This window comes from Chryseobacterium sp. Marseille-Q3244, from assembly GCF_940807095.1.
Taxonomy (GTDB): domain Bacteria; phylum Bacteroidota; class Bacteroidia; order Flavobacteriales; family Weeksellaceae; genus Chryseobacterium.
This window is the reverse complement of record NZ_CALNWX010000005.1, coordinates 88714-101937: the sequence shown is the minus strand read 5'-3', so window position 1 is coordinate 101937 and position 13224 is coordinate 88714. Positions and strand designations below refer to the sequence as shown.

10 protein-coding genes are annotated in these 13224 nt (G+C 35.4%); 5 read left to right on the top strand and 5 right to left on the bottom strand.

Translation table 11 applies throughout. The features are described 5' to 3' along the window. Positions 1-43: 43 nt before the first annotated feature. Positions 44-1060, bottom strand: a complete 1017-nt coding sequence (locus tag NBX25_RS10625) for a sugar phosphate nucleotidyltransferase (protein WP_250253620.1) — start codon at positions 1058-1060, stop codon at positions 44-46. A 148-nt stretch (positions 1061-1208) separates the two neighbouring features. Next, positions 1209-2636 carry a lipopolysaccharide biosynthesis protein gene (locus NBX25_RS10620; protein ID WP_250253619.1) on the bottom strand — a complete coding sequence of 476 codons (1428 nt, stop codon included), beginning with the start codon at positions 2634-2636 and terminating at the stop codon, positions 1209-1211. A 205-nt stretch (positions 2637-2841) separates the two neighbouring features. On the opposite strand from NBX25_RS10620, the gene NBX25_RS10615 reads away from it, so the two are divergent. Then, positions 2842-4179, top strand: coding sequence for a dihydroorotase (locus NBX25_RS10615; protein ID WP_250253618.1), 1338 nt, complete (start codon positions 2842-2844; stop codon positions 4177-4179). 82 nt (positions 4180-4261) lie between these two features. On the opposite strand, the gene NBX25_RS10610 is transcribed toward NBX25_RS10615, so the two are convergent. The 3 genes from NBX25_RS10610 to NBX25_RS10600 form a co-directional block, all read right to left on the bottom strand. Next, positions 4262-6559 carry a GH92 family glycosyl hydrolase gene (locus NBX25_RS10610; RefSeq protein WP_250253617.1) on the bottom strand — a complete coding sequence of 766 codons (2298 nt, stop codon included), beginning with the start codon at positions 6557-6559 and terminating at the stop codon, positions 4262-4264. Positions 6560-6629: 70 nt separating this feature from the next. After that, complete coding sequence (locus NBX25_RS10605) at positions 6630-7319, bottom strand: response regulator transcription factor (protein ID WP_123909091.1); 690 nt, start codon at positions 7317-7319, stop codon at positions 6630-6632. 12 nt (positions 7320-7331) lie between these two features. Beyond that, complete coding sequence (locus tag NBX25_RS10600; protein ID WP_250253616.1) at positions 7332-8585, bottom strand: sensor histidine kinase; 1254 nt, start codon at positions 8583-8585, stop codon at positions 7332-7334. A gap of 159 nt (positions 8586-8744) precedes the next feature. Between NBX25_RS10600 and NBX25_RS10595 the strand changes: the two genes are divergently transcribed. The 4 genes from NBX25_RS10595 (at position 8745) to NBX25_RS10580 (ending at position 13223) form a co-directional block, all read left to right on the top strand. Continuing rightward, on the top strand, positions 8745-9155 hold the full coding sequence (locus NBX25_RS10595) for a DUF1573 domain-containing protein (RefSeq protein WP_123909089.1): 411 nt from the start codon (positions 8745-8747) through the stop codon (positions 9153-9155). Positions 9156-9333: 178 nt separating this feature from the next. Beyond that, positions 9334-10266 carry an SDR family oxidoreductase gene (locus tag NBX25_RS10590; protein ID WP_123909088.1) on the top strand — a complete coding sequence of 311 codons (933 nt, stop codon included), beginning with the start codon at positions 9334-9336 and terminating at the stop codon, positions 10264-10266. Between the two features lie 88 nt (positions 10267-10354). Further along, positions 10355-12289 carry a M1 family metallopeptidase gene (locus tag NBX25_RS10585; protein ID WP_250253615.1) on the top strand — a complete coding sequence of 645 codons (1935 nt, stop codon included), beginning with the start codon at positions 10355-10357 and terminating at the stop codon, positions 12287-12289. A 106-nt stretch (positions 12290-12395) separates the two neighbouring features. After that, positions 12396-13223 (top strand): endonuclease/exonuclease/phosphatase family protein, encoded by an 828-nt coding sequence (locus NBX25_RS10580; protein WP_164464411.1) that lies wholly within the window; start codon positions 12396-12398, stop codon positions 13221-13223. Position 13224 lies beyond the last annotated feature (1 nt).

Sequence of the window (13224 nt, the reverse complement as noted above, 5' to 3'; positions counted from 1 at the left end):
GTTTGGTTTTATCTTATTTAAGTTAAAGAATTTCTAATCTTATTTACTTGGAAAGAAAATCTAACACTGAATAATCTCCCAGAGAAATTTCTCTTGCCACTCCAAAATACTGAGCAGAATTACCAATCATAGAATTGGAAAGATTTCCGTGGTTGATTCTTGTGTTTTCCTGAATGAGAGAGTTTTCAATATTGGAATTGACAATAATGGTGTTATTTCCTAATGAAACTCCAGGACCTACTTTAGAGTTGGATATTTTTACATTTTCCCCAATAAAGCATGGCTGAATGATCAATGAATTCTCAATGACTGCAGAAGCAGGATAATGGCTCATTTCCTCTTTTTCATATTCAAGGATTTTGCTGTTGGTTTCTACTGTAGCATTTTTATTACCGCAGTCCATCCAGTCATTTACTTTACCCAAAGTGAATTTAGCGCCCTTAGCTCGAAGGTTCTCCAAGGCCATAGTCAGCTGATATTCTCCACCGTTTTTAATATCATTGTCCATGATATAGTTGATTTCATCCATTAGCTTTTCGGCACTATTGAAGTAGTAAATTCCAATGATGGCAAGGTCAGAGACAAATGTCTGTGGTTTTTCTACGAAGTCTGTGATGAAACCATAGTTATCTAATTTTACAACTCCAAAAGCAGATGGATCTTCTACACTTTTTACCCATATTACTCCGTCAGAATTTTTATCCAGCTGGAAGTCTGCACGGAAAAGAGTATCAGCGAAAGCAATGACAACATCTCCTGTCATTGACTGTTCTGCACATTTAATGGCATGAGCAGTTCCAAGTGGATCATTTTGATAATATAAACTTCCTTTTGCTCCTAGTTTTTCGGCAATCTGAAGAAGTGATCTTTCGATCTCAGGACCAAAGTCTCCGATGATAAAAGCTACCTCTTCAATTTTTTCTCCTGCAACCTTAGCAATATCTTCCACTAATCTCTGTACGATAGGTTTCCCTGCGATAGGAATAAGTGGTTTTGGAACGGTTAATGTATGTGGACGTAATCTGGAACCACGTCCAGCCATTGGAACAATAATTTTCATAGATGATATAACGATGTTTTTTGTTTAAATGTAATGTATTTTGGGCTAAATGTAATGATTAAAACATTTTTAAAAAGTAATATTTATCACATTTAACGCATTGTTTAGTTTTTTAAAGCTTAATAGTTATCAAAAGAGAGACCAAAGTTTAATTCTTCCTGATTCTTGATAAAATCATATTTTTCTCAGAATAGATCAAAATTCCTAAGAAGATTAAGAATAATAAATTACTTGTTAAAATATTATAGTTAAGATATTTTACAATGATAAAACTGAAAACTCCAAGTAATAGTAAGAAGAAACTCATTTTCTTCATTCTATAAGGAATTGGGTAATATTTTTGTCCCAGCAAGTATGATACAATCATCATAATTGCATATGCCCCGAATGTAGCCCAAGCAGAACCAATCATACTGTGGTAGTAGGATAAGGCTAAGTAGTTTAAAACAATATTAATACCTGCTCCAATCCATGAAATTACGGTTCCAACACTCGTCCTGTCCGTTACTTTATACCAGGTGGAAAAGTTATAATATATTCCGAAGCAAAGGTTAGCTACTACAATAATTGGGATAATGTCTATTGCAATCCAATAAGATTTATTAGGAATAAAAACACTCTTTAACCATGAAATATTGGCGATGATTCCCAGAGCTACAGCACAGGCAAAAAAAGCAAAGTATTCTGCTACTTTAGCATAAGTCTTTTTAGCATCCCCTTTATCCATTTGCTTAAAAAAGAATGGCTCAATACCCATTCGGTAAGCCGTAACAAATAAAGTCATCAGGACGGCTAGTTTATAACAGCCTCCATAAGCACCGGCTTGCTCATCTGAAATATGATTTCTCTGTATAGATTTATCAAAGTTTTCATTCACCATAAAAGCAAGACCTGCCAGCATCAATGGAAATGAATACTTGATCATACGCTTAAATAAAGAGGTGATGAATTGGAATCTTACTTTTAATATAATAGGAAGTAACAAGAGGAAACCTAAAGCACTTCCTGCCAGATTACTGAAGAAAGGATAATCTACATTTTGATTTAGACCAAAACCTTTTGATACACTTTCCGGAATCCAAAAGAATAGAGCTGCTGTAAAAACTGCCTGAAATATGGACTGAAAGATTCTCACTGCTGAGTATTTAATAGGCTTATTGTGGAAACGCAGCCATGCAAAAGGAATCACCAATAGATTGTCAAAAAAAGCAATTAATGCAAACCATTTAATATATTGAGGATTATCATGATATCCTAAATAATCGGCAATAGGTTGATTGAATAAATAGCATAATGCCAGGAATAGGGTAGAGGTTGAAAATAAAAACCAGAATGAAGTATTGAAGGTTTTTTTCTCATTATCATCTTCCGCAGAGAATCGGAAATAGGCTGTTTCAAAACCAAACGAAAGGATAATGTTCACAAATGAAATCCACGCATAAAGCTGTGTGAAAATTGCAAAACCTTCATTGGGAATTTTATAGATCAACAGTGGATTAAGGATGAATAAAATAATTCTTGGCGCAATAGCCCCCACTCCATAAATAATTGTCTGCCCTAATAATTTCTTATACAATTCGAAAAATTTTATGCAAATGTAAATATTTAGAAATTGATTTATTACGAGTGATATAAAAATTCATTCATAAACCTTAATTTTGCTTTTTAGAGAAGTTAAAAGCAGGATGTTATCAATTCATGATTGTATGTATTCATAAGACTTCATTGTTAACTTACCCATTTTTAACCTCTCATTTCTAATCTAATTTCTAAAAAGTAAAATGAAGACCCTAATCAAAAATGTAAATATCGTCAATGAAGGAAGAACCTTTGAAAGCGATATCTTAATAGAAAATGACTTGATTTCTAAAATAGCTTCCGGTATTTCTGAAGATGCAGATCAGATTATTGATGGCTCAGGAAAATATCTTCTTCCTGGTGTGATTGATGATCAGGTACATTTCCGTGATCCTGGTTTAACCCACAAAGGAGATATTGAAACGGAATCAAGAGCTGCTATTGCCGGCGGAGTGACCAGTTTTATCGATCAGCCTAATACGGTTCCCAATGCTGTTACTCAGGATTTATTAGCGGATAAATATGAAATAGCTTCTCAGAAAGCATATGCCAACTATGGTTTTATGATGGGAGGAACAAATGATAACCTTGAGGAAGTTTTAAAAACAAATCCGAGAAATGTTCCGGGTATCAAATTATTTTTAGGGTCATCTACAGGAAACATGCTGGTTGATAATCCAGAAACATTGGAAAATATTTTCAGTAATACAACCATGCTGATCGCTGTTCACTGTGAAGATGAAGCTACCATCAGAGCCAATACTCAACAATATTTGGATGAATATGGAGAAGATATTCCGGTGAAGTTCCATCACTTGATCAGAAGTGAAGAGGCTTGCTATAAATCCTCTTCAAAAGCAATTGAACTGGCGGAGAAAACAGGAGCAAGACTTCATGTCTTTCATCTTTCTACGGCTAAAGAAATGGAGCTATTTAGAAATGATATTCCACTAAAAGATAAAAAGATTACTGCTGAGGTATGTGTTCACCATCTTACCTTTACGAATGAGGACTACGAAACAAAAGGAGGTCTCATCAAGTGGAATCCGGCAGTAAAAACACAAAAGGATAAAGATGCTCTTTGGGAAGCATTGCTGGATGACAGAATTGATGTGATTGCAACGGACCACGCGCCTCATACCGCAGAAGAAAAGGATAATGTGTATACAAAATGCCCGTCGGGAGCACCATTGGTTCAGCATTCATTAGTCGTGATGCTGGAAAACTATAAAAACGGTAAAATCTCCCTAGAGAAAATTGTTGAAAAAATGAGCCACAATCCTGCAATTCTTTTCAGAGTAGAAAAGAGAGGTTTTGTAAAAGAAGGATATAAGGCAGATCTTGTTTTGGTAGATTTAAATGAAGACTGGACGGTATCCAAAGATAACTTATTATACAAATGCGGTTGGAGTCCTCTTGAAGGAATGAACTTTCACTCTAAAGTTACCCACACTTTTGTCAATGGAAACCTGGTTTATGATAATGGAAAAATTGCTGAAGAGAAATTTGGAGAGAGACTACTTTTCGAGGTGAAAGAATAATAAAAGTTATTATAACAATTCAATAGAAGCGGGCTTTAGCCCGCTTTTTTATTTCAAAAATTCTATTGGCTTTAGCCAAAACCTATTTTTTAGCCTTATTGCCCATATAAAAAGTAAGTTTTCCTCCATTCATAATCTCAGAATGCTTTAATGTGAAATTTTTAACCTCTTTTCCATTTAAAAGAACCTTTTGTACATATATATTTTGTGGGCTTTGATTGATGGCTTCAATTTCAAAAGTTTTTCCGTTTTCTAAATTTAAAACAGCATTGTCAATGGCCGGACTTCCTATTGAATAGTTTTCTGAACCGGGAGCTACAGAATAAAAACCTAATGAACTTAGAATATACCACGCGCTCATTTGTCCTGTATCATCATTTCCTCCTAATCCGTCCGGTGTTGCTTTATATTGCATTTCAAGAATATGACGGATCTGTGATTGGGTTTTCCAAGGCTGTCCTGCCCAGTTATAGAGATAAGCAACATGATGTGCCGGTTCGTTTCCGTGAACATATCCACCGATAATCCCTTCTCTGGTAATATCTTCAGTATCTGCGAAAAATTCATCGGGTAGGTGCATTGAAAACAGTTCATCCAGCTTTGATGCAAATTTCTTTTTTCCGCCCATCATTGTTATCAGCTCATCTGGATTTTGCGGAACAAAAAAGCTATAGTTCCATGAGTTCCCTTCAATGAATCCCTGTCCGTGGGTACTTAAAACATCGAAATCTTTTTTAAAACTTCCATCAGCAAGGCGCGGACGCATAAATCCGATGGTTTTGTCAAAATTATTCTTCCAATTTTGAGAACGTTTGATGAATTGATTATAGATTTCTGTTTCTCCTAAATGTTTAGCCAACTGAGCAATGGCCCAGTCATCATAAGCATATTCCAGAGTATTTGAAACTGAAGTTCCGTTTTTTTCAGCAGGAATATATCCTAGATCAATATATTGGCCAATCCCTTCATACTCTCTTTTGTTGGCTGTTTCTACACATGCTTTCAGGGCTTCTTTAGCATCACCATTATAATTTCCTTTGATAATAGCATCGGCAACAACACTTACGCTGTGATAACCACTCATGCACCAGTTGTCATTGGCATAATGTGACCATATGGGTAACATTTTCATTGAAAAATGATTATAGTGAGCCATCATTGATCTCACCATATCATTATTACGTTTAGGTTGAATAATATTAAAGAAAGGATGAAGAGCCCGATACGTATCCCATAAAGAGAATGTAGTATAGTTAATGAAATTTTCTGCTTTGTGAATATTTTGATCCAATCCTTTGTATTCTCCGTTTACATCCATATAAGCTGTGGGGTTAATGAATGTATGATACATCGCAGTATAAAAATTGGTCTTTTGGGTTTCAGAACCTTCAATAACAATTTTATTTAATTCCTTGTCCCAATCTCTTTGCGCATTTGCCTTAACCTGATCGAACGTTAAATTTCCGGCTTCCTTCTCAAGGTTTTCCAAAGCATTAGCTTGGCTTACAGGAGAAATTGCAAGTTTGATCTCAATAGATTCGCCTTCATTCGTGTCAAAATCAAAATACATTTTTAAATTTTTTCCAGCGATTTCCGGGAAGTTTTTTGTTTGATCGAACTTTCTCCAAAATCCTTTGTAAATCTGCTTTTCATCATAATTTTTCTGACCGTAGGATTTGAAAGGTTTTGAAAATGTCATCGCAAAATAAACCGTTCTTGTTCTTGCCCAGCCATTGGTTTGCCTATATCCTGTAATGGTGTTACCATCTTCTTTGCGGACATAGGTCCAGACATTTTTTCCGTCATAGTTATAGATGCCCGCCATCAGATCTAAAATAATATGAGCCTGATCAGATTTGGGAAAAGTATAACGATGGACTCCCACCCTTGGAGTAGCGGTTAATTCTGCAAGGATATTATAATCATCAAGCTTAACCTGATAATATCCTGCAGCGGCCTTTTCGTTCTGATGTGAAAATCTGCTTCTGTATCCATTTTCAGGATGTGTAGCCGTTCCGGGATTAAGCTGAAGCTTTCCAACAGTAGGCATTATCAAAAAATCCCCAAGGTCAGAATGCCCCGTACCACTAAAATGAGTAGAGCTAAAGCCTGTAATGGTTTTGTCTTCATAACGATAGCCTGCGCAATATTTATAAACTTCACCATTGTATTTTCCGTTAAGTTCATAGGAAATGCTGTCAGTTTCCGGACTTAATTGTATGGCTCCAAAGGGAACAGTAGCTCCGGGATAGGTATGCCCCATTTTTTCAGTTCCGATGAGTGGATTTACATATTGATATAATCTTTCAAATTTTTGAGCTTTAAAGTAAAGACTTAAAAATAATAGAAACAGAAAAACAATGGCTCTGTGATTTTTCATTAATAACAAATTTTCAAAGGTTAAAATTAATTAAAATCATCATTTGCTGTTTTACTTTATAAGAATTCGTTCAATATTTATTTTTTTCGGAAAAACGGAACCCTATTCCGTGCAGATTTTCAATTAAAATATCCTGTTCCGCAGCCAGCACTTTTCGCAACCGGGAAATAAATACGTCCAGACTTCTCCCCATGAAATAATCATCATCTCCCCAGATGGCCTTTAGGATATCCTGTCTTTTCACAACGGTATTTTTGTGATTGAGAAAATAATGAAGAAGTTCAGACTCTCTTTGAGTAAGAGTGATGTTGTTTTCTATGCCTTGCAGAGTGTAGTTTTTAGGGTCAAAATCATATTTCCCGACTTTATATTTTACAGGAGTGGGATTGGTTTTCTTTGTACGTTTCAGGAAAACTTCTATTTTCAGCATCAGTTCTTCAATACTGAATGGTTTTACCAGATAATCATCGGCTCCTATTTTTAACCCTTTGATTCTGTCTTCTTTTAAAGCTTTTGCAGAAATAAAAATAATCGGGATCTCAGAGTTTTTACTACGAATCTGCTGGGCTACTTCAAATCCGTTCATGCCAGGCATCATAATATCCAGCAGACAAATATCATAATCCTTACTGTTAAATGCTTCCAATGCAGATTCTCCATCCGAATAGCAGCTGATATCATAATAACTTTCTAAGCTGTCTTCAACCAGGAATGCTATTGTTTTGTCGTCTTCGGCATATAAAATTTTAGATTTCTCCATACTTACACATGATTAAATTGAAAACGGAAAAAAGAGAGTGGTGGTAATTCCTTTGTCTTCATTATTCTCTACAGAAATTTTCCAGAGATGCTGTTGCACTACTTTCTTTACATAAAATAGTCCCAGCCCAAAACCGTTTACTTCCTCACTTCTTTTGGTAGGTACCCTATAAAATTTTTCAAAAATATGAGGAATATTTTTAGCAGGAATACCCAATCCGTTGTCTTTAAACTTTAAATATAAACCTTTTGAATCTTTATAGGATGAAATGTTAATAACCGGGTTTGTTTCACAATACTTAATGGAGTTGTCTAAAATATTATAAATGATATTGGTAAAGTGAAATTCATCAGCCATGATTGAAGTGCTGTTTTCAATATCTATCTCGATGCTGAGGTCTGCATTTTTATGCTGTATGGTATCTGCAATTTCCTGAATAAAAGGAAGCAGGACGATTTTTTGAGGCTTTAATGACAAGCCGGAAGCATCGTTCTTTGCAATATTCAGTATTTTTTCAATATGATTATTAAGCTTGTGGCTTTGATTGATAATAATAGAGGTGTAGGTCTGTAGTTTAGAGTTTTCCTGCACCAGATCCTGCTTATTGAGAGCTTCGGATGCTAAAAGTATGGAAGATAAAGGTGTTTTGAACTCATGCGTCATATTATTGATGAAATCTCTTTGCAGTTCTGAGAATTTCTTTTGTTGAATGATGGTATAAATAGAATAAACATACACCAAAAGAATAATAATAAGGGCAAAAGTGAGCACATACCAGAATCTTAATGAGCTGATCAGATAAGTTGTTTTATCAGGAAACCGGATTGAAAAGTAATAGGTAAGGTTTTTGTGCTTGGGAAAATTAATTACTTTGTTACTTGGGCTTTCCTGATGAGAAGTCATAAATTTTCCGTACACCATTTTATCACTATGACAGTTATATAATGCATATACATAATCTGTATTGACTTGAAAGCGGGTGAATTCTGTTTTCAGATAATATTCAAGAACTATGGGATGAAATTCATTATTAATATTGACTACATAATAGTCATTGGCGATATTCTGAACAGGATTTTCCGTATAGGAAGTTTTTCCGCCGGATAATTTCTCCGCAACTTCCATTAAGGCAATATTTACCTTTTGGTTAAACTTTTTATCCTCAAGATTATAAGCTTGGCGGGTCCACATCAGTTGAGCTATTAAAATTCCGATAATAGCGATGAACCCCAGCGTTATGATGATATTGAGTTTTTTTATTTTCATTTCCTGAAACAATATTATCCAAAAATATCTATTTATCTTTTACCATTAACAACTTGTTAACAAATGTTTGACAGCGGTTAACAAGTTGTAATCATAGTCTGTTTTACATTTGTTACATCGAAAAAGATAATCCGTTTTTAAATAATAAAATTTATACTCATGAAAAAACTAAAAATTACCGCTCTTTTGGCTGTGTTGGCATTCTCTCCTTTTTATGCTAATGTGCTTACTTCAGACGCTCCATCCATTGTAAAAATGGTTGCAGATGCTATTAAATGGAAATCAGAATCTATAGATGTAGGAAATATTCCTCAGGGAAAACCAAAATTGATCAGATTTGAATTTACCAATACAAGTTCAAAACCAATCATTATACAAAATGTAGCCCCTTCATGCGGATGTACTACCGCTGATTATACAAAAACGCCTATCCAGCCAGGAAAGAAAGGTTTTGTAGAAGCTAGTTATAATGCAGCGGCAGTAGGTCCATTTATGAAAACTGTAAATGTTACTACAAGTGAGAGTAAAACGCCTAAAACGCTTTCATTCAAAGGAGTCGTTGCTTCTTAATAGATCGTCTTGAAACAATACAAATAGCCTGGTAACAATTACCAGGCTATTTTCTTTTGGAGTATTTGATGTATTTTTTTTAATAATATTATAAGGAATAATTATTTGTAGCATTATTTATCAACCTATTTTAAAGGATTGCATTTCAATATTTATTATTTTTAAGAAAAAATATTTTATGAGTCTATATACACAACCGATGTTGCGCGAAGGTGCACTGAAAGATAAAGTAGCGATTGTAACAGGAGGTGGAAGCGGTCTTGGAAAAGCAATGACTAAATATTTTCTTGAACTGGGAGCCAATGTGGTGATCACCTCCAGAAATCTGGAGAAATTACAGGCTACAGCAAAAGAACTGGAAGAAGAATTGCGAAGCAATCGTGAACGCCAAAGCGAAAATAAAAATGATAGTGAACAAACAGGCGGAAAAATTCTTTGTGTAGCTTGCGATGTAAGAAACTGGGATGAGGTGGAAGCCATGAAAGAAGCAACGCTGAAAGAATTCGGGAAAATTGATATTTTATTGAATAATGCCGCCGGAAATTTTATTTCTCCAACAGAAAAACTGACTCATTCCGCTTTTGACTCTATTTTAGATATTGTTTTAAAAGGAACAAAAAACTGTACACTTTCTATAGGTAAACATTGGATAGACTCTAAGACTCCTGGAACTGTTCTTAATATTGTTACAACGTATGCATGGACAGGTTCAGCCTATGTTGTGCCCTCTGCGTGCGCAAAAGCAGGTGTTTTGGCCATGACAAGATCACTGGCGGTAGAGTGGGCAAAATATGGAATTCGTTTCAATGCGATTGCTCCGGGACCTTTCCCTACAAAAGGAGCATGGGACAGACTTCTTCCCGGAGATTTGCAGGAAAAATTTGATATGAAGAAAAAAGTTCCGTTAAGAAGAGTAGGAGAACATCAGGAGTTAGCTAATCTTGCTGCATATCTTGTATCAGATTATTCTGCTTATATGAATGGTGAGGTAGTGACTATTGATGGTGGAGAATGGCTTCAGGGAGCAGGAGAGTTTAATATGCTTGAAGCAATCCCGGGCGAAATGTGGGATGCATTGGAAGCCATGATTAAAGCAAAAAAATCAAACTAACTTAATTTATTTAAAAAAGTAGCCCGGATTTGTAACAATTCCGGGCATTTTTTTTACCTATGCATTACATTAGTAATAATTTTTTCAAATGAATTTAAAACTTCCAACCCTTGTTTCAGCTATTACAGTTTTCTTTTTCTCAGGATCTGTAGTAGCACAGGAAACCCCAAAATATGATTATGTAGAAGCATTTAAGCCATTCTTCTATCCTCAGACAGGTACGGAAACCCGTTCTGCAAGCGGACAACCGGGACATGCCTATTGGCAGAATTCAGCGGATTATCATTTAAATGTCAGCTTGAATGAAAGTAAAAAAGAGATTACAGGTACCGCTGAAATTAAATATACCAATAATAGTCCTGATAAACTTAGCTTTCTTTGGCTGCAGCTTGATCAGAACCTCTTTGCAAAAGATTCCCGTGGAAATGCGGTTGTTCCTTTATCCGGAAGCAGAAACGGAGCTCATGGAGAGGCTTTTGAGGGTGGTTACACCATTAAATCAGTAAAAATTGATGGTAAAGAGGTAAAATATACCATTACGGATACCAGGATGCAGATTGATCTTTCTGGAGAATTAAAAGCAAGGGGTGGCGTGGCAAAAATTGCTATTGAGTATTCCTTTATTTCCCCTGAATATGGTTCAGACAGAATGGGAATACAGGATACCAAAAATGGTAAAATATTTACCATGGCACAATGGTATCCGAGAATGTGTGTATATGATGATGTTATGGGATGGAATACGCTTCCTTACATAGGAGCTTCCGAATTTTATCTTGAATATGGAGATATTACTGCAAATATTACGGTACCAGCCAATCATTATGTTGTAGCCTCTGGTGAACTTTTGAATGAAAATGAAGTCTACAGTAAGGAAGAAACCAACAGGTGGAACCAGGCAAGAAACAGTGATAAAACTGTAATGATACGTCCGGAATCTGAAATCGGTAAAAACAAATCTTCAGGAACAAAAACCTGGAAGTTTAAAATTACACAGGCCCGTGATTTTGCGTGGGCATCATCTGCCGGCTTCATTTTGGATGCGGCGAGAATCAATCTTCCGAATGGGAAAAAATCATTGGCTATTTCTGCTTATCCTGTGGAGAGCGCAGGGGAAAAAGCATGGGGAAGATCTACAGAATATACAAAAGCAGCTATAGAACATTACTCAAAGAAATGGTATGGGTATACGTATCCTGCTGCAACCAATGTAGCCGGAAATGAAGGCGGAATGGAGTATCCGGGAATTGTTTTTTGTCACATGGATTCTAAAGGAGAGGAGCTTTGGGGAGTTACGGATCATGAGTTTGGGCACAACTGGTTTCCTATGATCGTAGGTTCTAATGAAAGATTATTCGCATGGATGGATGAAGGGTTTAATACATTTATTAACGAAATTTCCACAGAAGCTTTTAATAAAGGGGAGTATTACAGGAAAAAGAATTTAGGGCAAGCAGGAAATTTTTTTATGAATGATAACCTGGAACCTGTTATGGTGGGACCAGATAATATGAAAGAAAGAAGTATTGCTGCTTTGGCCTATTACAAGCCTGGTGCCGGATTATCTATTTTACGAGAATCAATTTTAGGGCCTGAAAAATTTGATAAAGCTTTCAGAACTTATATAGATCGCTGGGCGTTTAAACATCCTACTCCATGGGATTTCTTTCATAGTATGGAAAATGTTTCAGGAGAAGAATTAACCTGGTTCTGGAGAGGGTGGTTTTTCAATAAATGGAAAATTGATCAGGCAGTGAAGAGTGCTAAATATATTGATGGAGATTTTAAAAAAGGGGTTCAGGTGACAATTGAAAATATTGGACAATTACCAGTTCCTACTACGGTTCAATTGGTATTTAAAGACGGAACAACAAAAAATGTCAAAATACCTATCGAAGTCTGGAAGAGAAATACCGAATGGACTTTCAAGGTGGATTCTAACAAGGAAATAAACGGGGTTAAGCTAGATCCGGATTCCAAAATACCTGATACTAATTTAAATAATAACAGTTTGGTATTGTAGTATTCATCATTATTCTTAAAATAAATAATTTAACATTATTATCATATAAATTGGACTTCTCTGTCATAGAGAAGTCTTATTTTTGTCTCAAATTGATAAAATAATTATGAATTTCAGATTTTCAATGATACTCTTGATGCTTTTTGCACTAGGATTTTCGCAGGACCTTACCGTAATGAGTTTTAATATCAGATTAAATGTAGCTTCAGACAAAGAAAATGCATGGCCGGAAAGAAAACAGGATGTAACGGATCTTTTAACCTATTATCATCCCGATTATTTTGGTGTTCAGGAAGCACTTCCTGAACAGATGAAAGATATTAAAAATGGGTTGAAGAATTACGATTATATTGGAGTAGGAAGAGATGATGGTAAAGAAAAAGGAGAGTTTTCTGCTATTTTTTATGATACCCAAAGACTGGATGTGATAAAATCAGGGACGTTCTGGTTGTCTGAAACTCCTGAGAAACCTTCAAAAGGCTGGGATGCTGCATTGAACAGAATTTGTACCTATGCTGTTTTTAAGGATAAAAAATCGAAAAAAGAATTCCTTGCGATGAATCTTCACTTCGATCATATTGGAAATGTAGCCAGAGTAAAGTCTTCAGAATTGATTTTGAAAAAGATCAAGGAGCTTAATCCAAAGAATTTGCCAGTAACGGTGAGTGGAGATTTTAATCTTACAGATGATACGGAGCCTGTTAAAATTCTTTCCCAAAATATGGAGGATACTTTTTATCATTCTGAAACGAAACATTATGGACCTGCAGGAACCTTTACCGCTTTTAATGTAAATGAAGTACCTAAAGACAGAATCGATTATATTTTTACAAAAGACTTTAAGATAAGATCTCATCGTCACATCAATGACAGAAGAGAGAACCTTCTTTATCCATCGGATCATTTTCCGGTTATCGTGAAACTTTCTTTTTAAA